At 39.5% G+C, this 20,323-nt stretch carries 20 protein-coding genes and 1 riboswitch; of the genes, 10 read left to right on the forward strand and 10 right to left on the reverse strand.

Going from position 1 to position 20,323, the window contains the following annotated elements; translation table 11 throughout:
- Positions 1–70: 70 nt before the first annotated feature.
- The 3 genes from F968_RS00315 to F968_RS00325 all read right to left on the reverse strand — a co-directional run bounded on the left by F968_RS00315 (position 71) and on the right by F968_RS00325 (position 3,445).
- Positions 71–652 carry a L,D-transpeptidase family protein gene (locus tag F968_RS00315; protein WP_034596018.1) on the reverse strand — a complete coding sequence of 194 codons (582 nt, stop codon included), beginning with the start codon at positions 650–652 and terminating at the stop codon, positions 71–73.
- A 78-nt stretch (positions 653–730) separates the two neighbouring features.
- The gene (locus tag F968_RS00320) at positions 731–2,173 is read right to left on the reverse strand and encodes a protein adenylyltransferase SelO (RefSeq protein WP_004789142.1); all 1,443 of its coding nucleotides are present in this window, start codon (positions 2,171–2,173) and stop codon (positions 731–733) included.
- Between the two features lie 99 nt (positions 2,174–2,272).
- Positions 2,273–3,445, reverse strand: coding sequence for an acyl-CoA desaturase (locus F968_RS00325; RefSeq protein ID WP_004789144.1), 1,173 nt, complete (start codon positions 3,443–3,445; stop codon positions 2,273–2,275).
- A gap of 208 nt (positions 3,446–3,653) precedes the next feature.
- Here F968_RS00325 and F968_RS00330 point away from each other — a divergent pair, with 208 nt between their 5' ends.
- Positions 3,654–4,187, forward strand: coding sequence for an META domain-containing protein (locus F968_RS00330; RefSeq protein ID WP_004789146.1), 534 nt, complete (start codon positions 3,654–3,656; stop codon positions 4,185–4,187).
- 27 nt (positions 4,188–4,214) lie between these two features.
- Here the strand turns inward: F968_RS00330 and F968_RS00335 are convergent, their stop codons facing one another.
- From F968_RS00335 to F968_RS00345, 3 genes are all read right to left on the reverse strand, one after another.
- The gene (locus F968_RS00335) at positions 4,215–4,928 is read right to left on the reverse strand and encodes a glycerophosphodiester phosphodiesterase (RefSeq protein ID WP_004789148.1); all 714 of its coding nucleotides are present in this window, start codon (positions 4,926–4,928) and stop codon (positions 4,215–4,217) included.
- Between the two features lie 75 nt (positions 4,929–5,003).
- A complete protein-coding gene (locus F968_RS00340) occupies positions 5,004–5,582 on the reverse strand; it encodes a cob(I)yrinic acid a,c-diamide adenosyltransferase (RefSeq protein WP_004789151.1) in 579 nt (192 codons plus the stop codon).
- A gap of 96 nt (positions 5,583–5,678) precedes the next feature.
- Positions 5,679–7,568, reverse strand: coding sequence for a TonB-dependent receptor plug domain-containing protein (locus tag F968_RS00345; RefSeq protein ID WP_004789154.1), 1,890 nt, complete (start codon positions 7,566–7,568; stop codon positions 5,679–5,681).
- A 35-nt stretch (positions 7,569–7,603) separates the two neighbouring features.
- Positions 7,604–7,811: riboswitch (cobalamin riboswitch) on the reverse strand.
- 126 nt (positions 7,812–7,937) lie between these two features.
- On the opposite strand from F968_RS00345, the gene F968_RS00350 reads away from it, so the two are divergent.
- Genes F968_RS00350 through F968_RS00365 form a run of 4 tightly spaced genes read left to right on the forward strand, consistent with a single transcriptional unit; the run spans position 7,938 to position 11,366 of the window.
- Positions 7,938–8,606 (forward strand): phosphoribosylanthranilate isomerase, encoded by a 669-nt coding sequence (locus F968_RS00350; RefSeq protein WP_004789156.1) that lies wholly within the window; start codon positions 7,938–7,940, stop codon positions 8,604–8,606.
- Positions 8,581–9,810 carry a tryptophan synthase subunit beta gene (trpB, locus tag F968_RS00355; protein ID WP_002116129.1) on the forward strand — a complete coding sequence of 410 codons (1,230 nt, stop codon included), beginning with the start codon at positions 8,581–8,583 and terminating at the stop codon, positions 9,808–9,810. Before F968_RS00350 ends, trpB begins: the two co-directional genes overlap by 26 nt.
- Before the next feature lie 10 nt (positions 9,811–9,820).
- Positions 9,821–10,333, forward strand: a complete 513-nt coding sequence (locus F968_RS00360) for a DUF1543 domain-containing protein (RefSeq protein WP_004789158.1) — start codon at positions 9,821–9,823, stop codon at positions 10,331–10,333.
- Positions 10,334–10,370: 37 nt separating this feature from the next.
- Entirely contained in the window at positions 10,371–11,366 is a 996-nt protein-coding gene (locus F968_RS00365) for a DUF2804 domain-containing protein (protein ID WP_004789160.1), read from the forward strand.
- A gap of 8 nt (positions 11,367–11,374) precedes the next feature.
- Here the strand turns inward: F968_RS00365 and F968_RS00370 are convergent, their stop codons facing one another.
- On the reverse strand, positions 11,375–12,250 hold the full coding sequence (locus tag F968_RS00370; protein WP_004789161.1) for a metal-dependent hydrolase: 876 nt from the start codon (positions 12,248–12,250) through the stop codon (positions 11,375–11,377).
- A 120-nt stretch (positions 12,251–12,370) separates the two neighbouring features.
- Here F968_RS00370 and F968_RS00375 point away from each other — a divergent pair, with 120 nt between their 5' ends.
- The 5 genes from F968_RS00375 to F968_RS00395 all read left to right on the forward strand — a co-directional run bounded on the left by F968_RS00375 (position 12,371) and on the right by F968_RS00395 (position 17,695).
- Positions 12,371–13,420 (forward strand): AraC family transcriptional regulator, encoded by a 1,050-nt coding sequence (locus F968_RS00375; RefSeq protein ID WP_004789164.1) that lies wholly within the window; start codon positions 12,371–12,373, stop codon positions 13,418–13,420.
- A 246-nt stretch (positions 13,421–13,666) separates the two neighbouring features.
- Positions 13,667–14,470, forward strand: coding sequence for a tryptophan synthase subunit alpha (gene trpA, locus F968_RS00380; protein ID WP_004789166.1), 804 nt, complete (start codon positions 13,667–13,669; stop codon positions 14,468–14,470).
- The gene (accD, locus tag F968_RS00385; RefSeq protein ID WP_004789171.1) at positions 14,467–15,363 is read left to right on the forward strand and encodes an acetyl-CoA carboxylase, carboxyltransferase subunit beta; all 897 of its coding nucleotides are present in this window, start codon (positions 14,467–14,469) and stop codon (positions 15,361–15,363) included. Before trpA ends, accD begins: the two co-directional genes overlap by 4 nt.
- The gene (gene folC / locus F968_RS00390) at positions 15,360–16,646 is read left to right on the forward strand and encodes a bifunctional tetrahydrofolate synthase/dihydrofolate synthase (protein ID WP_004789173.1); all 1,287 of its coding nucleotides are present in this window, start codon (positions 15,360–15,362) and stop codon (positions 16,644–16,646) included. Before accD ends, folC begins: the two co-directional genes overlap by 4 nt.
- Positions 16,637–17,695 (forward strand): SPOR domain-containing protein, encoded by a 1,059-nt coding sequence (locus F968_RS00395; RefSeq protein WP_004789174.1) that lies wholly within the window; start codon positions 16,637–16,639, stop codon positions 17,693–17,695. Before folC ends, F968_RS00395 begins: the two co-directional genes overlap by 10 nt.
- A 28-nt stretch (positions 17,696–17,723) precedes the next feature.
- Here F968_RS00395 and F968_RS00400 read toward each other — a convergent pair whose 3' ends face one another.
- The 3 genes from F968_RS00400 to F968_RS00410 all read right to left on the reverse strand — a co-directional run bounded on the left by F968_RS00400 (position 17,724) and on the right by F968_RS00410 (position 20,025).
- Entirely contained in the window at positions 17,724–18,302 is a 579-nt protein-coding gene (locus tag F968_RS00400) for a dual specificity protein phosphatase family protein (protein ID WP_004789176.1), read from the reverse strand.
- A complete protein-coding gene (locus F968_RS00405; protein ID WP_212749647.1) occupies positions 18,299–19,111 on the reverse strand; it encodes an MBL fold metallo-hydrolase in 813 nt (270 codons plus the stop codon). Before F968_RS00405 ends, F968_RS00400 begins: the two co-directional genes overlap by 4 nt.
- Before the next feature lie 278 nt (positions 19,112–19,389).
- Entirely contained in the window at positions 19,390–20,025 is a 636-nt protein-coding gene (locus F968_RS00410) for a peroxiredoxin (RefSeq protein ID WP_004789179.1), read from the reverse strand.
- Positions 20,026–20,323: the final 298 nt, after the last annotated feature.

Genomic DNA, 20,323 nt, shown 5'->3' on the forward strand with positions numbered 1-20,323 from the left:
ACACTCGCGAAAGTTATTCTGTGGATAACCACAATGTTATCCACAGAAAATGTGGATAGTTTTAAAGATTTTATGGATAAATAATAATCTTCGTATGATTTGGTACGAATTGCCAAATCTCATCTATGTCTGCATTTCTAACTGCAATACATCCTAATGTCCAATCCTTATGTGGCATATAAGTCGAGCTAAACGGCATAGATAAAAAGGATTTTGGAACTGATCCATGAATCATGATATCTCCACCTGTTGGTTGATTATGTTGCTTGGCATAAGCAATATCTTTCGTATCTGGATAGGAGATATGCAAAGATTTATAGTACGCACTTTGTGGATTGCGCCAATCTATAGAATAGATCCCCTCAGGTGTTTTTCCATCATTTTCAAAATTTTTGTGTCCTTCAGGGTTAAAGCCTAAACGAATAGGATAACGACGAATCACATCCTGATTACTCTTGAGCAGAAGTACGCGTTGACTTTTAAACACTTCAATTGAGGTGACGGGCTTTGTCTTGATGAGTTCTAAGATCTCTTCGTTTGAAAGTGCTTGATGACTTGGCGTAAAAGTTGGTAAATATTTTTCATATTTATAAAAAGCGATTCCGAGTGGAATCATAAGAAGTGTACAAATAATGATAGGTCTAATTTTCATATATTATTCTTTGATGCTTAAAAAAACTCTCTTAAGCCACTACCAAAGCGGCTTAAGAGAGATTTAGTCTTTAAAGTATTAAGAAGAACAGCTGACTGCTACGTCTGGTACGTCACTTGGTAACGGACCTAAGTCTTGTGGCTGTTCGAGCTCTGGTTGTCTTGTATATGGCTGATCAAGCAGCTTAAACAAACGGTCTACTTCGCTAAAATCATCTCTTTCCGCTGCTTCAATAGCACGCTGAGCCATGTGATTACGTAATATATAAATCGGATTTGCTTTTTGCATGTTTGCATCAAGTTCATCGGTATCTTGATGTTCACGAATACTTTGATATTGACTAAGAAACTCATCAAACTGTCGAATATCAAGGCAATCATCTCGTAGAGTCTTATATTCTTTATTTTGAAGTCGGATAAAGCTCTGAGTGTAATCGAGTTGTTCAGTTTGTAAGATTCTTAAAAACGCAAAACTACAATCAAGACTGTCTTTATGAAAATGGGGAAGTCCCATTTTTTGACATAAACCAGTTGTGTAATGTTCAATAAAAGTCGGTTCAAATTGTTCTAAGCAACGCGCTAACTCTTCTTTGAACTGATCCTTTTGTTCAGGTTCAGCAAGTGGAATCAAGTTGTTTAACCACGTCCATAAATTCCAATGGCCTATGCTTGGCTGATTTTGATAAGTATAACGACCTTGATAATCTGAGTGGTTATTAATCCAGTTTGGGCGGAAGCGTTCCATAAAACCATATGGACCAAAATCGAGTGTTGAACCTGTAATATTTAAGTTATCGGTATTCATTACGCCATGAGCAAACCCAACCAATTGCCATTTCGCAATCATGATTGCAGTCCGCTCAATTACTTTTTTAGCAAAGGATAAAATAGGATTCTCAGTTTCTAGACATTCAGGATAATGCCATTCAATACATTTTTGAGTGAATTCTGACAGTAAATCTGGAGCGTATTGATTGATCCATTCAAAATGTCCTAAACGGATATGACATTCAGATGTTCTGAGCAGCATTGCGCCTAACTCTAGTTTTTCTCGCTGTACCCCTTGAGTAGAGGTCGTAAAACCTACCGCGTGACTAGAAGCGACGCCTAAAGCATTTAATGCATGCCCAGCTAAATATTCACGAACCACAGAGCGTAATACGGCTCGTCCATCTCCCATTCTTGAATAAGGGGTAGGACCTGCACCTTTGAGATGTAGGTCGATGGTTTGACCCTTTGTATTGAGTATTTGTGCAATCAGTAAGCCACGACCATCACCGAGTTGTCCTGCCCATTGTCCAAATTGGTGGCCAGCATAGACCATCGCCAGAGAAGGGAATTCAGTGAAAGTACGCTGTCCGCTACAGATTTCAACCCATGCATTTTTTTCGTCTTCTGACCATTGCAGTTCATCTGCCAAAGCGGCATTGAAATGGCCTGCTTTTGCACCACGCAAAGGAGATGGCTGCTGAATATGGAATAATTTAGAAGGAAGTGAAGGGTAGAGCGGATTAAATTGCATGGGCTTGGCAAAATAGAGAGAGCGGATTTCACTATACCATAGTTAAAAAGCAGGCATAAAAATAGCTCCCGAAAGAGCTATTTTTGATCAGAATTTATTTTAGTCTGACACCACGTTGGTATTCTTTTTAACACTACGCATAAGTGTTTCTAAGCATTCACGGTGATGACTTAAACGGTGTTCAAGCAATTGAAAATCAACTTTAAGCTTGTGATCCATTCTATGAATCTTTTCAGCCATTGCTGCTTTTTTCGCTTGTAACTCTTGTTCTTTAAGTTTTGCCCAATCATTTAAAGTATGGGTAAATGCTTCGTATTCTTGTGCAATACGTTGTTTCATTTGACTAATGTCAGCATTTACATCATGACCATAGATAGCAAGATCTTGCTCGGCATATTTAAACTTCATCGCTAGTTCTGCTTTTTTAATATTAAAGCTTGGAATACGACGTAAATTTTTAGCTAAACCGAGTTTAGAACAAGACCATATCAACCATTTTGTTGGGTCATATTGCCACCATTTCACACCGTTACGATAATCGTATTGGAAGATATGATGATAGTTGTGGTAACCCTCGCCCCAAGTGGCGATAGCTAACCAGAAATTATCACGTGCCGAGTTTTCGTCTGTATAAGGACGTTTACCGAACATATGACAAAGTGAGTTAATAAAGAAAGTCACTTGATGGCTAATGATTAAGCGTAAGAGACCACCTATGAGGACTACACCCCATAAATCGCCAGTTGCCCAACCAATTAAACCTAAAATTCCAACATGAACTGCAACTACGAGTAAACCGTAGTATTTATGCTGGAACATAACCAATTTATCATTGAGCAAGTCAGGTGCATTTTTAAAGTCTGGCTCAGATGGCGAATGATCGCGGATCATCCAACCCATATGGGCATACCAAAAACCACGCTCAATTGAATATGGATCTTCATCGACATGATCAACATGTCTGTGGTGAGTACGGTGACCAGATGCCCAGAACAAAATACTATTTTGTACGGCAAAAGTTCCACCGATCATTAAAAGAATTTTAAGCGGTAACGACGCTTCGTAAGCTCGGTGAGCCCACAGGCGGTGATAACCAGCAGTAATCCCCATACTACTTAGAGCTAAAAGAAAAAATAAGCTTACCCATGCGCTTACACTAAAATCATAATAATACGCGTAAATCGGGATTATGATTGCGGCAAGAATTGGTAAACCAATTAAGGTAATGCTAGCGGTCCAGTTAATTGGGGCTTTGAGTGGGGCGGAAGTCATATCCGGCAGCGCTCCTAGAATCCTTGTCAGACAAGGTACAAAGACAAAACGACATAGCAAAACCAATCATCAAGATATATTGCTATTCTATCCTTCATATTAGCACGTGCTTAGTGAGAATCACTAGCATTATTGTACAGATGTATTGAAAGAACGGTAACAGAATTAAACTATGTCACAGAGTTTTTCAAGTAGGAGAAGTTGTTTAATGAACGTACAACGATTGAAAAAAAAGAACAGCATTGATATTGCAAGGAAATTATCATTGAAGTGTATCTTGGTCACAATCAGTCTTGTATTAGCCGCATGTCAAAGTGCACCCGATCAAAATACAAAAAAAGTCCAAACAAAAAAAACAGTTCATCATGTTCAATCGCCTGTTGTAAAAAAGAGAGTGAGTGCTGATGGCATTCAAGATATTGATTGGCAGATTACTCAGATCAGTGGTCATAAGGCAAAATTCTTTACACAGTGGCCAACTCTTTCTTTAAATTCTGCTATCAAAACAGTATCAGGCCATACTGGATGTAACGCAGTTTTTGGTCGTTATACATTTGATTTTAGTCAGCAAAAACTTGACATGCAGGTAAATGCAGGACATTTAAGCTGTGATGGTGCTTTGGCCCAAGAGGCAGAGCTAGTGGATGCTTTGCAACGTATTCAACGCTTCCAACTCGTAGGTAATACGCTATATCTGCTTGATCAGAGTGGACAACGCCTTATTCAGGCGCAAAAGAAATAAAAGGTGGTTTTACCACCTTTTTTATATTTATAGTGCTTGTAACATCGTGGTTGGAATATCTGTAATTAGCCCTTGTACATCTAAATCCCTAAGCCTTTTTGCTCTTTCGACATCATTCACTGTCCAGACACTAATATTTAAGTTGGCCTGTTGTGAAAGCTGAATCATTTCATCTGTTGCGAGTTGATCGTGCCAGCCAATATGACAACAACCATATTGATGTGCGAGTTCAATTGCTGTTGCTCCAACTGGAAGTTCGACTAACAATCCACGTTTGAATTGAGAGTTTATATCGCGTAAGGCAGTTAGAATCTGAAGATCAAAACTTGTGATGGTGACGACTTTCTCAAAACCTTGTAATTCAGTCTCAAGCTTTTGAACAATTTTTTCTGCTAAAACCATGTCTCTTACAGCTTTCACTTCCACTTCAATATGATCGAAGTTATCAAGCAGGTTTAAAACGCCTGTGAGAGTGGGTGTTGGCTCTGAATTTGGCCAGTCAGGCCAGTTTTGACGATGATCAAATGACAGTGCTTGAGCCAAAGTGGATTGCTCAACAATTTGGTTGACTCCAGCTGTACGTAAAAAATTATCATCATGGATTACGACCAACTCTTGATCTTGAAGTTGACGAATATCAAATTCGACACCACGAATACCTAAATTTTTTATGTGCTGAAAACCGCCTAGTGTATTTTCAGGAGCTTCTTTGCGTGCACCACGATGACCAATAATGCGCATAATTTTCTTCTATCAACTATTTTTAATGATGGCCTCTTTAAAAAGAGCAGAGACCATGTTTAATCTAATCTATTTTTAAATAATCTCATTAATATTTTTTTGCCAAAGCACTTCTTGTCCACCTTCAGCCCGTTGTAAAGCTCGAGATGCAACAAATAGCCAATCAGATAACCGGTTAATTAGCTGTAGGGCAGTTGTCTGAATATTTTGATCACGTGCTTGTACAGACATGAGGGAACGTTCTGCACGACGGCAAACGGCACGGGCCTGATGAGCATAGCTACACGCTAAAGAGCCAGAAGGTAGAATAAATTCTTTAAGCATAGGCAAGTCTTCATTCATACGGTCAATTTCTTTTTCAAGAAACTCAATACAAATAGGCTGAAGTAAATTGTAGTTCGGAATACAAACCTCGCCACCTAAGTCAAATAACCAATGCTGAATCAGGCTCAGGCTTTTGTCCCACTCAGTTTTGTTGGTCACTTGACTGGCTGTAATTTGAGCCCGTAAAACCCCAATGATGGCATTCAGTTCATCGACATCACCAAGCGCTGCAACCCTTAAATCATCTTTGGCAACACGAGAGCCATCGCCTAAACCTGTTGTACCTGAGTCGCCTGTGCGTGTATAGATTTTGCTTAAACGGTGTCCCATGATGGATATCCTGAACATAAAAAAGGGGATAATGTCGGTCAGAACATTACCCCGAAACTGGAGTTAAGAAAATATTTTTATAATTAGAATGAAAAATTAATAACGGAAAGTGACCCCAACAGAAGCTTGGCGACCACCATTGATATACCAGTATTCTGGAGAGAATGAAGATTGGGCATTGTATACTGTCTTATTACGGACATCACCAATGTTCTGAATATTGGTAAATAGTTTTACGTTTGGGTTGAGATTCCAAAAAGCGTTTAAATCAACAGTTGCGTAACCCGGAACTTTAACTGAGTTTATTGTATTGTCCGCATTAGCTTTTGAACGTGCGGTTAATGATGCATTTACACCATAGACTCCATCATCATAACCTGCTGTGAATGTTATAGTTTGATGAGGGCGATAAGCAACATCATAACTCTGACCTGTTAAGTTATCCGTAGCGCGGCTTTTAATATATGAATATTCAATATTTGAGAAATATTCATTCAGCTTCCATTTGAGTCCTGTTTCTCCACCTGTTATACGTGCTTTATTTAAATTTACGTAAGTACTCTTATCATCTATCTTGCCAAAGCTAATAAGATTTTTGATATCTGTGTAATATGCAGACATATAAACAGAGAGTCCATAAGCTAATTTTTGGTCAACACCAACTTCATATGCCGTACTTTCTTCAGGTTTTAAATTAGGATTGCCTTGAAAATTGAGTTGATAATAATAGCCATATAACTGTTCAAGGGTTGGGGCTTTAAATGCTGTTCCCATATTTGCATAAATACTTGTAAGAGGTGCTATTTGATAACGTGCTGCAACCTGACCAACTGTATGAGTGCCGAACCAATCGTTATCTTCTACTCGAACCCCAGCTTGAGTATGAATACCATCACTATTGTATTGATGTTGGATGTAATATCCGGTGGTATCTAATTTTTCTTTATTGCCAATGAATGAAGCTGAGCTGTATTCACTACGATTAGTATCTATACCAGCAAGTAAATTTTGAGTAGTAGTAAAATTCCACTTAGCATTGATATCCCCTTCATTCGCCTTAGCATTGTAATGGGAATCAGGATCTCCTAAATAAGTCTGGTTATTTTTAGTGTTTGAATATCGGGCATTTAAAGCAAGGTTTGGATTAATATTGTAACTTGCTAACCAATTGATGAGCTGATTTTCAAATTCTTTTTGTGAAGTGTTGTGGTAGTAATCACTAGTATAGTTATTTGTTCCTTTATTTTGACTGATGGCTAAACTTGTTTTGAATACCTCATTATCATATCCAATTTTTGTACTATATCCTTTTTGATCATAAGGTGCTTTTTCCTTATCATCCTGAATATCCAAAATAGAGGTTCCATCAGTTTCTAGTCTCTGTCCACGTATTTGAGCATAGAAACCTTGTGGTGAAACAATATCAGCACCTACAATAGCTTTATAAGTATTATCTTCTCCATATATACCGGTGACAAAGGCATTATTTTTTTTAGGGGTATTACTGATCAGTTGAATAGCACCACTAATCGCATCACTACCATATTGTACAGAAGCAGGTCCTTTCAAAATCTCAATTTGGTCTACATCTGTCAGATCCATGAATTCTGGTGTAATAGGACCTAATCCATTCTGGCTATTGATACGTGCACCATCTTTAAGCAATAGAGTATGTCCAGTTCGACCACCGCGTAAAGATAAGTCTGCAAGCTGGCCAATTCCCCCTGATTGTTTTACATAAATAGATGCATCTTTTTGTAATACATCAGATAAATTTAAAGCAGGATTTTTTTCAATTTCTTCTTTAGAAATTACTGAAATACGCGCTGGAACTTCACTCGCTTTTTCAGCACTTTTTGAAGCAGTCACTACAATTGGATCAAGTTGAGTTGCGTTCGTTGTATCTTCAGCAAAAATAACAGGTGAAAACCCCATCGCAATAGCGATAGCCCCTACCAGACGAGTAGGTTGAAAAGTCTTAGACATAACATGCTCCATACATTCACCCCACGTGAATGATCGGGTAGATAGATGAAACAAGTAGGTCTCCGGACTTCAGCGCCATATTTAATTTATGGACATATTCACCTTCCCACATTACTGCAGTGGTGTAAGTCGATATCGACTTAAAAAATATGCTTTACATTGTTACCGTTGCGGGGGCAGTGCCGGACTTTCACCAGCTTCCCTAAAGCATTAATTGCTTACACTTGCTTCCAATTTTACGCAGTATAAAGTGACGATTTATTTCATACAATGTCATTTAGCCCAATTCCCAGAGAACTTTTACGCAAGGGGCAAAAATTGCATTACAATGGCGTTTATTTTAAGAAATGGTTGTAGTTTAGGCAGATCATGAGCCCATCAAACCAAAAACGTACACGAGCAAAAATCTGTGGAATTACTCGCTTTGAAGATGTTCAGGCAGTTGTTGCTGCTGGAGCAGATGCGATAGGTTTTGTTTTTTTTCCGCCAAGTCCAAGACACGTAACAGTTGCGCAGGTTCAAGAATTAGCAAAAGTAATTCCACCTTATGTACAAATGGTTGGTTTGTTTGTTAATGCAAGTGCTACTGAAATTCACGATGTACTTGATTGTGTTCCCCTAGATGTATTACAACTACATGGCGATGAAACTCCTGAACAATGTCAGGAAATAGCTCGCCATTGTAAGCGTCGCTGGTATAAAGCGATTCAGGTTAAACCTGATTTAGATGTAATTGCTGAAATTCAAAAATATCAGATGGCTGGTGCCAGTGCTGTATTGCTTGATGCGTGGCATCCTGAGCTTAAAGGGGGCACAGGGCATCAGTTTGACTGGTCTAAATTTCCAAAACTTGATATTCCTTTAATCTTGGCAGGTGGTTTAACCCCTGACAATGTCATTGACGCTATTCATACTACCGGTGCTTTTGCAGTAGATGTGAGCGGAGGCGTAGAGTCCGCAAAAGGTATAAAAGACCAACAACTCATTGAACGATTTATGCAAGGAGTCCAACGTGGATCAGCAAAACAATGTGATTGACTATACACAGTACCCAGATGCTGCAGGGCATTTTGGTATCCATGGCGGACGTTTTGTGTCAGAAACTTTAATGGCGGCATTAGAAGATTTAGAAAATCTCTATTCCCGCATGAAAAATGATGAACAGTTTCTGGCAGAATTCGACCGCGATCTCGCCTACTATGTAGGTCGTCCTAGTCCACTTTATTATGCTGAGCGATGGTCAAAAGAGTTAGGTGGTGCGCAAATTTATCTTAAACGTGAAGACTTGAACCACACAGGCTCACATAAGGTAAATAACACGATTGGTCAGGCGTTATTGGCAAAGCTTTCTGGTAAAAAACGTATTATTGCGGAGACTGGTGCAGGGCAACATGGCGTAGCAACAGCAACGATTGCAGCACGTTTAGGTCTTGAATGTGTTGTTTATATGGGTGCTGAAGATGTTAAGCGCCAAGCCATGAACGTTTATCGTATGCGTTTATTGGGAGCGACTGTTGTACCTGTACAAAGTGGTTCTAAAACGCTGAAAGATGCCATGAACGAAGCGATGCGTGACTGGGTAACCAATGTTGATACGACTTACTATGTCATTGGTACAGTTGCTGGCCCACATCCATACCCTCAACTCGTTCGTGACTTCCAGTCGATTATTGGCCGTGAAGCACGTAAACAGATCTTGGAACAAGCAGGTCGCTTACCAGATGCATTGGTTGCATGTGTTGGTGGTGGTTCAAATGCAATGGGCTTGTTCTATCCGTTCCTAAACGATGCCAACGTGAAAATGTATGGTGTTGAAGCTGCTGGTTTTGGTATTGAAACTGGTAAGCATTCTGCGCCGTTAAATGCAGGTCATGTGGGTGTATTGCATGGTAACCGTACTTACTTGATGAGTGATGAACAAGGTCAGATTATTGAGACACATAGTATCTCAGCAGGTCTTGACTATCCGGGTGTTGGTCCTGAACATAGCTTCTTGAAAGATATGAAGCGCGTAGAATACGTGCCGATTAATGATACAGAAGCTTTGCAAGGTTTCCGTGATTTAACCAAAATCGAAGGGATTATTCCTGCACTTGAAAGCTCACATGCGATGGCTTATGTCTCTAAGCTTGCGCCAACAATGTCTAAAGATCAGATTATTATTGCGACTGTTTCAGGCCGTGGTGATAAAGATTTAATGACTGTTGCACGCATTGATGGCGTAGAAATGGTCGAGATGTAAGAGAACTATAATGCCAAGCTTGTTTATGGTGATGTTGGGCGGACGCCATGCCCGCGCTAATACAGAAGTTCATGATGTTGTCATGGCTGTAGGGGATACTTTGGAAGAAGTTTATCCTCAACTTAAACAGGCTTGGTTTGGTGAGGCTCAAGGGTTGCATATCGATGCTTGGGCCAAGCTCTCAGGAGTTAGCTATCAAGGGCAAAATTATCAAATTCATTTTACAGATGCTGCTCCACAACCAGATGATTTAAAATTATATTTAATTAATTTGGGTGGATATGATGCGCGTGAATTCGGTGAGCTTCATCGTTATGAGTTTGTGGTTGCACCCAATGCGGTCATTGCCAAACAATTAGGTAAACAATTTATAGATCAGCAGTGGCAAAAAGCACATACAGATCGAGTTATTGATATTGATGACTGCTTAGCAATAGATTGTGTAGCAGGGCGCTATATTCATTTAATAAAAGGCGATTTTGCTGCAGCAACTTGGGAAAATACGTATTTGACCGTGGTATAGGTCATTTGAAATCTAATATTCATATGGAAGTGGGTAAATGGATTTAATTCAAGAAAATGGGCAGCCTCGTTATGGGCGTTTTGAATCTGTACCGTCCACCATTCATGTACAACATTATATTTATAAAACGCCGTATGGTAAGGTCTTAAAAGGCTGGCGTAAGCAATTAAAATATAAAAAATTCAAATTCTGCGGCATTCAACATAAACACTATAGTATCGGTCTGGCCATTGCAGATATTGGCTGGGTTGGGCACGGTTTTTTCTATATTTATGATCATGAAACTCAGCAGGTCATTGAGTGGAATGCAATTCAGCCTTTGGGGCATAAAACCTATCTTGATGAACAGCCATTGTTTAATCAAAGCTATTTTTCTAAATCGCCTTATCAGTTTGATATTCAGCATGCCAATGGCGTGCGGTACATTCGAGTCACGAAATATGCTGAGATTCAACTTAGCGCTCGAATTTTTTGTGCTGGAACAGACATATTAAGTTTATGTACGCCGACAGGTATCAATGGTTGGACCTATACTCAAAAGCAGACCACGCTTGCTGTAGAGGGGATGTTTATTAATAAACAAAACCAAATCGTACAATTTGATGAAAAGACTTTTGCATCGCTAGATGATACTTGTGGTTTTTTGCGACCTGAAACAGCTTGGTTCTGGCTTTCATGTAATTTCTGGGATGAGCAAGGGCGGCGTATTGGTTTAAATTTGGCTTCAGGTGTTAATGAAAGCTTTGGTAATGAAAACTGCTTATGGATTAACGGCGTTTTATTTCCGCTGACTGATATTTTATTTGAAAAAGTAAATGATGAGCTTTGGCAAATTAGCTCTCTAGATCAAAAACTTAATCTACAGGTCCATATTGGTTGGTGCCGATACGAAAATATTAATTTAAGAATGATTGGAAGCCAGTTCAATCAGTGGCAAGCTAAAATTAGCGGCACGATTGAGCATGAGGCAACCGATATAATCAATTGCAATGAGCAATATGGTTTACTAGAACAACATTATGCAAAATGGTAACAAGCAGGTTATAAACCTGCTTGCCAAAATGCTTCACCAGCTGCAATAGGATCATTCGTTTTTTCGAGTGTTTCAATCCAGACTGAATATTGACGAATGACCGGATGCTGACTTGGGTGGAAATCTTTTTTAAACCAATCTAAATATTGGCTTTTCATAGCGGTTAATGTGCCATTTTTACCAAAGAACCAAGGTAAGCCTTTAAGGCTCATTAAGAGACGTTCTCTAGAACTAAAACCATCACATTTCAACATGATGTTAGTGCGATAGAGCGTAAAACCAAACATCAATACTGTCGTAAGAACCAATACAAAACGACGAGTCGACTCAGGAACCTCACCCACTTGTTTCATGACATCAAAAGCAACATCACGGTGCTCCATTTCTTCAATGGCATGCCAAGCAAACAGTGCTCGAACATATGGGTGAGCATTTTCCAAAGTTTTTTTATTGCTATAAAACGTTTCTGCCATTAGGGCAGTTAAATGTTCAGCTGCTGCTGTCATTGCAATATTGTATTGCGGTGAGCGTTTGGTGAGTTCAAAACGAAAAATTCTTTTCAGGGTAGCTGTGAATTGGTCAACCGGCATACCTTGTTCTTTCATGAGCTGATTCATTTTGTCATGAGCAATACCGTGTTGAGCTTCTTGTTTAATAAAGTCCACAACTCGTTTTTGTAGTTCTGGATCATCAATTTTGTCACGGAACATACGAACGCATTCGATAAAATAACGCTCTCCATCTGGAAAGGTTAAGCTGAGTGCATCAAACATACGAGTCAAAAAAGGATCATTATTAAACCAAAAGCGAGGCGCTTCGTTTAAGTGAAAATCTAGATCTTTACGAACCACTGGCTCGACTTGATAAGAAACATGTGCGTTCATATTTTATTTCTCGCATCTAACTTGTTCACTAGTATGTCGCGGCTGGTCGGCTTTGTTTTGACAGTTATTGCCAATTTTTATACAGTTTGCGACAAGATGGCATTAAAAAAAGGATGAGCCATGCAGGATTTTACGATTTCAAATGGGTATTTTTACCTTTGGAATACTTACTTAAAAGAAAGGGAAATGGATTGGCAGGCATTAAATCTGACGGATGTTCAGGCCCGACAAGTTCAAAATATTTTAGCTTCGTCTATTGATTCTCAATCATCTTTAAATTTTTTTCTTGAGCTTTTAGAGCTAACAGAATCTCAACTACAAGTTTCCAATTTAGCTTTGGAAATGGCCACTTGCATTACACCTGCTAATTTTGGTGTATTGGGCTATATGGCATCCCGAAGTGGCAGTTTTGCAGAGGTTCTTGAATATATTATGAAGTTTCATCGTCTGGTGATTGACGGTGAGCAAGTGGTACCTATGCAAATTGAGCAAGATGCTTCAAAAATTCGTTTGTATTGGCCGTTGGTTGATGACAGCAATATCATACTTTGTGAATTGACTTTGGCCGCGATGGTACAGCTTGCTAAACAGATCGCCCCACTACATGATTTTCTCTTGCAACAAGTTGAGTTCGTGCACCGTGCACGTGGTCCGTTAGTGCACTATCAGCGTTTCTTTCAATGCAAATTATCATTTGAAAAACCTTACTATGCATTAACTTTTGCAAGTGAGGGACTAAGTATTCGTCCTCAGCATGCAGACCCAACCTTAATGCAACTTTTAGTGAAACAGGCAGAAGAAGCATTAGCTCAGCGTAAAATACATACAGATTTAGCTCAGCAAATACATTGGATCGTCCATGAGTATTTTAAGCAAAGGCAGCAGGCCCCTAAAATAGAAGATATTGCCATCGAGTTGAATATTTCAGCACGAAGCTTGCAGCGCCAACTACAGTCATTAAACACTTCATTTAAATTAATTTTAGATGCAGAGCGTATGAAGCGCTGTGAGATATTACTTAACCAAAATGCCAGCCTCACTTTAATTGCTGAACAATTGGGATATTCGGACCAGTCAGCACTTGCACGTGCCCATAAAAATTTGACAGGACAAACCCTATTAGCAAGAAAAAGACAATTACAGCTAACAAATAAAAATGCAATAAAATAGCCTTTCTGTGGCGATTTTCTATTTGGATGACGATCTAATAATGGCCCGAAAATAGGAAGCTTTGATCATTGAGAAAAGTTTCAAAATATTGATAAATGTACGCCATGGGTTGTATGAATCATACAATCGAATATCGCCATAACGTTAGACCTGTTCAATGGACAAAAAATAGCGTTAAAATGCGATGTTCTTGTATTTCTACAAACAACTCCTCAATTTTAAATAATTCAAGGAAAGCACAACCCTATGTCACGTCTTGCCACTCGTTTTGAAAAGCTTAAGTCCCAACAACGTAAAGCGCTTGTATCTTATGTCATGGCGGGTGATCCACAACCGCAAGTAACAGTTCCGTTACTGCATAAAATGGTTGCAGCAGGAGTAGATGTCATTGAGCTTGGTTTACCATTTTCAGATCCAATGGCCGATGGTCCAGTAATTGCGCTTGCAGCTGAACGTGCGCTTGCAGCAGGGACTAACACATTAGATGCTCTTCATATGGTAAAGGAGTTCCGTGAACAGGATCATGATACACCTGTTGTTTTAATGGGTTATCTGAATCCGGTTGAAGTGATTGGTTACGAGAAGTTTGTTTCTCATGCGAAAGAGTGTGGTGTAGATGGCTTATTACTGGTGGATTTACCGCCAGAAGAGTCAAAAGATTTTGGTGCTGTGTTGAAGCAACATGACATGGATCAAATCTTCTTGCTCGCACCAACTTCTACAGACCAACGCATTCAGCATGTGGCAAATCAGGCAAGTGGATTTATCTACTATGTTTCACTTAAGGGTGTAACAGGAGCCGCAACACTAGATACGGCAGAAGCTGCTGCACGTATTCAAAAAATCAAAAATGCCACTGATATTCCAGTAGGTGTTGGTTTTGGTATTAGTGATGCTGCTTCAGCAAAAGCAATGGGTAGTGTTGCTGATGCGGTGATTGTAGGTAGTGCTTTCGTTAAAAATTTTGCAACGTTGGCAGCGGATGACGCTGTTGAACAGACGGTGAATAAAGTCAAGGAGCTTCGAGCAGCGCTCGATGAGTTAGTATGAATCAAGAAGTGAAATCAGGGAAAGTTCTTAGCCCTTCGACACCATGGACAAAACGTCCGGTTCCAGGTATTGAAGTCGCAAATGAGCAACAAATTCTCAAAGCAACATTTACTGAGCCAACGATTGAATGCCCTGAATGTCATGCTCTAGTGACACGTACAGCAATCTCTTTCAATGCGTATGTTTGTCCGCAGTGTGATGAACACTTACGTATGAAAGCTCGTGATCGTTTGAACTGGTTCTTCGACAATGTAGTAGTAGAATTAGGGCAAGAATTTAGCGCGAAAGATCCGTTAAAGTTTGTCGATACCAAGCCATATCCAGATCGTATGCGTGAAGCGCAAACCAAAACTGGTGAAACGGAAGCCTTAATTGCCATGCAAGGTAATTTAAATGGCGTAGATATGATTGCATGTGCTTTTGAGTTCGACTTTATGGGCGGCTCTATGGGTACAGTTGTAGGCGACCGTTTTGTTCAGGCTGCTGAACTTGCTATTGAAAAACGTCAACCATTGATCTGTTTCGCAGCTTCTGGTGGTGCACGTATGCAAGAAGGCATGCTGTCTCTTATGCAAATGGCACGTACTTCAGCGGCGATCCAAAAGTTAAAAGATGCAGGTTTACCTTATATCGTGGTGTTAACACATCCTGTATATGGTGGTGTAACAGCTTCTTTAGCAATGTTGGGTGATATTCATATTGCTGAACCTAAAGCGATGATTGGCTTTGCTGGTAAACGTGTAATTGAGCAGACTGTACGTGAAACGCTAGAAGAACCGTTCCAACGTGCTGAATATTTGCTTGATCATGGTGTAATCGATCAGATTGTTCATCGTCACGCTTTACGTGATACTGTATCTCGACTTGTATCGAAATTGATGAACTTACCTTGAACCAACAAGCTCCACTTTCAATAGACTCTTTAGATACATGGCTCAATTATTGGAGCCATGTTCACGTTACAGGGATAGATCTTGGTCTGGAACGTGTAATTCCTGTTGCAGAAAAGCTGGGTGTAACTCAGCCTACTGCTAAAGTTTTTACAGTAGCCGGAACGAATGGTAAAGGCTCAACTACAACCACACTGGCCGCGATATTAAACGCACAGGGTTATAAAGTTGGGTTATATCAGTCACCGCATATCTATCGCTTTAATGAGCGAGTCAAATTAGGTGGAGTTGAAGTCGATGATCAAAGTCTGATTGATGCTTTTGTTCAAGTCGATCAGGCTCGTCGCGATTGTGATTTAAGCTTATCTTTTTTTGAAGCAACCACTTTGGCTGCTTTTGTCATTTTTAAACAACAGCAATGTGATGTATGGGTGCTTGAAGTTGGTTTGGGCGGGCGCTTAGATGTCGTCAATGTAATTGATCCCGACGTTGCAGTTATTACTAATATTGGCCTAGATCATACTGACTGGTTGGGCGATACTATCGAAAAAATTGCTTTTGAAAAAGCAGGCATTATTCGTCCAAACATTCCGGTTGTCTTTGCCGGTGAACAAATTCTACCTCAAGCAATCAAAGATAAAGCAGAAAGTACCCAAGCAGACTTATATACCGTTAATCGTGATTATTTTTATAAACTCGCCGATGATGGACAAAACTGGTACTTTGCCTCTGAAGGAACTACTTTAAAGCTTCCCTTAGGTCATTTAGCCATTGAAAATATTGCGGGAGCGGTTGCCGCTATTTTAAATAGCGGACTTGAAATCTCTCAGTCAGCATTAGAAAAAGGTATTCAATCTGCACGTTTAGCAGGACGTTTTGAGCAGCGTCAAGTGCAGGGGAAAACGGTAATTTTTGATGCCGGACACAATCCACATGGTGTTGAATTTTTGTTAAAGCAATTGCGAAATTTCTTAGAATACAATAAACAGTACACAGAAGTTGTCGCAGTATTTTCAATGCTGGCAGATAAAGATATAAAATCAGTAGTCGATTTATTGAAACCTACTGTTTTACATTGGAAAATTGCTGAGTTGAATGTGCCGCGTGCTGCACCGATTCAGCAACTCAATGATGCCTTGCAAGGCCAGACAGTACAACAATATGGCAATATCAAAGAGGCTTTTAAATCAGCGCTTGAGCAAACAAATAACAATCAGCTGATTTTGGCCTGTGGTTCGTTTCATACTTTAGAAGCGATTTGGGAGTATTTGGAAGAATGTCAATGAATAACAAACAACGCTGGATGGGTGGTGTTGTTTTACTGGGAGGTGGTGTTTTATTGGCAGCATTACTTCTAAAAGGAAATGAGGAAATAAAACAGGTTGAAGTTCAGCCACCCGCATCCACATCGCCAAAAACTCAAACTAAGCCAAAGCAAGCAACCGAAGGACAAATGGTACAACTACAGCCTCTAGCGGTTGATGTTGAAACAGAAAAGCGTTTGTTAGAAGAACAGCGCCGTTCGCGTGAAAAAGCGGTTGCTGAGCAAGAAGCACGTGCAGCTGAGTTTTTAGCAATGCAACAGCAAGCAGAAGCTGATGCTGCTCGTAAAGCCGCAGCAGAGTACGCTGCGATTAATGCACGTCGTACAGCTGCTCAAGAAAGTTCAGATAATATTCCACCAGAGTTAGTGGGTGAGGCGAAAGCTAAAAACCAGCAAACTAATGTGGCAAATAAAACAACTGATACTTCAAAAATAGATGCAGACAAAAAAGCAGCTGAAGCAAAACGCCAAGCGGAAGCTGATAAGAAAGCAGCTGAAGCAAAACGTCAGGCAGAAGCTGATAAGAAAGCAACTGAAGCAAAGCGCCAAGCAGAAGCTGATAAGAAAGCAACTGAAGCAAAACGTCAGGCAGAAGCTGATAAGAAAGCTGCTGAAGCAAAACGCCAAGCCGAAGCCGATAAGAAAGCAGCTGAAGCCAAACGACAAGCAGAAGCTGATAAAAAAGCCTCTGATGCTAAACGTAAAGCAGAAGCTGATAAAAAAGCTGAGGCTGAAAAAGCGCGTGAATTGCTGGAAAATGGTGATAAAAAGTGGATGGTGCAAGTTGCATTGGCTGCTAACCAAGCAAATGCAGATGCAGTTGTTTCTAAATTACGAGCTAAAGGCTACAAGGTAACTACGAGCCAAACTAGCAAGGGAATCCGTATTATGGTCGGACCTGCGAAAGACCGTGATACAGCAGATGCGGCCCGTAAGAAAATTACTTCTGATTCAAGTTTAAATATGAAATCGGCTTGGGTCATTGATTGGGTGCCATTAGATCAGCGTTAATCTGATCTAAGGTTTATTTAAGATGTAGTTAAGATGGATTCGACAATTCTTGTTGAATCCATTTTACATTTTCAGGGGTGAATAAACGGTCAATGTTCTTCCAAATAATATGATAACCGTAACCACCTTGTTTCATTTCCTTAACCGCATCATCAATCGCCCAATTTTCAAAAATAATACGATACATCGCAACGCTGGCGCCTGTACGGTCTGAACCATGGTAGCAGTGCAATAAAACGCGCTGATCATTCTGCTTGGCAATTTTGATTTGCTGCATAACCTCTAATAGATCTTGTCGGTTAATTGCCCATGTGTTGATAGGAATATGCACAAGGTTAAAATTTTCATTTTTAAAAACTAAAGTATCTGCGTCTTTGGCCCGTAAATTAATAATCGTTCCAATTTGATGATTCTTTAATTCAGAAATCATTGCAGTATCAGGTTGTTCACTACGATAAACATTCTTACTAATTTGATAAAAGTTATGAGTCTGAGAAACTAAGCTTCCCCAATCTTGTGGTCGATGCTCATGGGCGATACTTTCATGCTGCATACATCCTTGTAAATTTATACAGATGAGAAGGGTGATGAGCGATATTTTTTTCATGTTTGATACCGATTAAGCTCATAAGGATCATGAGCACAAATTATTTCAATCGTTGGCTCATGTTGAGCTAAATGCTGTAAGCGTTTGAGATTAACAAGGCGTTGCTCATTATCTTCTGCAAATGTTTTTTCCAGCACATTGAGTGATCTTAATTTATTTTTAGGGTTTAACTCTAGATGTGAGTAGTAAGCATCTCCACAAAATAATAGCCATTGATTTTGTTGCTTTATGGCAATACCACAATGGCCAGCTGAATGCCCCAATAGAGGCACCATTAAAATTTCATCTTGGAATAGAGGAAAGCCTTTTACTTTTTCGAGGTTGAACCATGCTTCACCTTGCTGGTATTCAACAAAGTTCCAGTAGCGATGATCTTTATATTGATTGGTTCTATAACGAAGTTTGCCCTTAAAATTTGGAAGTTGGGCTGCGTTGTATTCTGCAGCTAAAACATGCACAGTGGCATGTGGAAAATCTGAAATTCCACCTGCATGATCAAAATCAAGATGAGTGACAAAGATGTGTTGCACATCCTTCGGATTAAACCCCAGCTTTTGGATTTGCTGAATGGCACTAAACTCAAGGTTAGGCTCAATTTTGCCTAAACGTTTAACTAATGAGCCTAGACGTTGTTTCATATGTAAGTAATCTTGCAAGCCAAAGCCTGTATCAATAAGTACTAAGCCTCTATCAGTTTCAACCAGAAGGCAATGACAGACGACTTCAGCTCGAAAGCCCTTTTGTCCAAAGAGTGGGGCACAAACTGGGCACATGCTGCCACACTTTAAATGATGAATTTTATAGATCATGATTTTTATTTTTTATACCGAAACGCTTCGAGTTATAACTGATCTGAGCAGTAAAAACCATGTGTATTCAATACATAAATAAAAAGCCATCGCGTTGGATGACTTTTTAAGAGTGGAATATTTACTTATTTTGCTTAAGATTTACTACGCGGTTGGCTTGTTTTGAAACCTTCTGATTCTTGCCTACGCACTTCGTTTGTCTTGTAGGGAATTTTTAAGATGTGTGCCTACGCGCTTCGCTTGTCTTGCGTTCGGAGCGAGCATTGCTCGCTTTATCCTCACTCAGGCTGTGGTGTGAGGCGTAAATAAGGCTTAACCGCTGTATAACCTTTAGGAAAGCGTTGTTTAATCTCTTCTTCGTCTTTAAGTGATGGCACAATCACTACATCTTCGCCTTGTTGCCAGTTCGCTGGTGTAGCTACTTTATGCTTGTCAGTTAATTGTAATGAGTCAACAACACGTAAGACTTCATTAAAATTTCGACCTGTTGAAGCAGGGTAGGTAATAATTAAGCGAACTTTTTTATTCGGATCAATAATCACTAGAGAACGCACTGTGAGTGTTTCACTGGCGTTAGGATGGATGAAACCATAAAGCTCAGATACTTTACGATCTTTATCCGCAATGATTGGAAAATTTACCGTTGTGTTTTGTGTTTCATTAATATCGTTGATCCAGCCCTTATGAGACTCTACATCGTCTACTGACAAAGCAATCGCTTTAACATTACGCTTCGTAAATTCATCTTTTAATTTTGCTGTGTAACCTAACTCTGTTGTACATACTGGCGTATAGTCGGCTGGATGTGAAAATAAGATTCCCCAACTATCCCCTAAAAAATCATAAAAATTAATTGGGCCTTCGCTCGATTCTTGTTGAAAATCGGGGGCAGTGTCTCCTAATCGTAGTGTCATGATATTTCCTCAATTGCTCATAATTTGTTATTCGATTGAATGAATATGCAGCATTTACTTTATGATTAAAATTATTGTTTTTATATTTTATTATGAAATTTTTATATAAGTGTAAATATATATGACTAAAACTCATTATTTTAAGTGCTTAATCAATGTAACTTTAAGGTAAATTTGCTAAATTAGATTTCTCGGAAGTTATGCTTAATAGATGAGCGTTAATGGTGCTTTTTAGGTGCCAGATACATTAAGGGGGGACTAGATGAATGAAATACCATTCATCTAACTATCAGATTTT

The sequence above is a fragment of the Acinetobacter sp. NIPH 817 genome, assembly GCF_000368405.1.
GTDB lineage: Bacteria > Pseudomonadota > Gammaproteobacteria > Pseudomonadales > Moraxellaceae > Acinetobacter.

Bases quoted from the DNA above. Each gene is read 5' to 3' on its own strand.
- F968_RS00315 (WP_034596018.1), bottom strand. From the start codon at position 652: ATGAAAATTAGACCTATCATTATTTGTACACTTCTTATGATTCCACTC.
- F968_RS00320 (WP_004789142.1), bottom strand. From the start codon at position 2,173: ATGCAATTTAATCCGCTCTACCCTTCACTTCCTTCTAAATTATTCCAT.
- F968_RS00325 (WP_004789144.1), bottom strand. From the start codon at position 3,445: ATGACTTCCGCCCCACTCAAAGCCCCAATTAACTGGACCGCTAGCATT.
- F968_RS00330 (WP_004789146.1), top strand. From the start codon at position 3,654: ATGAACGTACAACGATTGAAAAAAAAGAACAGCATTGATATTGCAAGG.
- F968_RS00335 (WP_004789148.1), bottom strand. From the start codon at position 4,928: ATGCGCATTATTGGTCATCGTGGTGCACGCAAAGAAGCTCCTGAAAAT.
- F968_RS00340 (WP_004789151.1), bottom strand. From the start codon at position 5,582: ATGGGACACCGTTTAAGCAAAATCTATACACGCACAGGCGACTCAGGT.
- F968_RS00345 (WP_004789154.1), bottom strand. From the start codon at position 7,568: ATGTCTAAGACTTTTCAACCTACTCGTCTGGTAGGGGCTATCGCTATT.
- F968_RS00350 (WP_004789156.1), top strand. From the start codon at position 7,938: ATGAGCCCATCAAACCAAAAACGTACACGAGCAAAAATCTGTGGAATT.
- F968_RS00360 (WP_004789158.1), top strand. From the start codon at position 9,821: ATGCCAAGCTTGTTTATGGTGATGTTGGGCGGACGCCATGCCCGCGCT.
- F968_RS00365 (WP_004789160.1), top strand. From the start codon at position 10,371: ATGGATTTAATTCAAGAAAATGGGCAGCCTCGTTATGGGCGTTTTGAA.
- F968_RS00370 (WP_004789161.1), bottom strand. From the start codon at position 12,250: ATGAACGCACATGTTTCTTATCAAGTCGAGCCAGTGGTTCGTAAAGAT.
- F968_RS00375 (WP_004789164.1), top strand. From the start codon at position 12,371: ATGCAGGATTTTACGATTTCAAATGGGTATTTTTACCTTTGGAATACT.
- trpA (WP_004789166.1), top strand. From the start codon at position 13,667: ATGTCACGTCTTGCCACTCGTTTTGAAAAGCTTAAGTCCCAACAACGT.
- accD (WP_004789171.1), top strand. From the start codon at position 14,467: ATGAATCAAGAAGTGAAATCAGGGAAAGTTCTTAGCCCTTCGACACCA.
- F968_RS00395 (WP_004789174.1), top strand. From the start codon at position 16,637: ATGTCAATGAATAACAAACAACGCTGGATGGGTGGTGTTGTTTTACTG.
- F968_RS00400 (WP_004789176.1), bottom strand. From the start codon at position 18,302: ATGAAAAAAATATCGCTCATCACCCTTCTCATCTGTATAAATTTACAA.
- F968_RS00405 (WP_212749647.1), bottom strand. From the start codon at position 19,111: ATGATCTATAAAATTCATCATTTAAAGTGTGGCAGCATGTGCCCAGTT.
- F968_RS00410 (WP_004789179.1), bottom strand. From the start codon at position 20,025: ATGACACTACGATTAGGAGACACTGCCCCCGATTTTCAACAAGAATCG.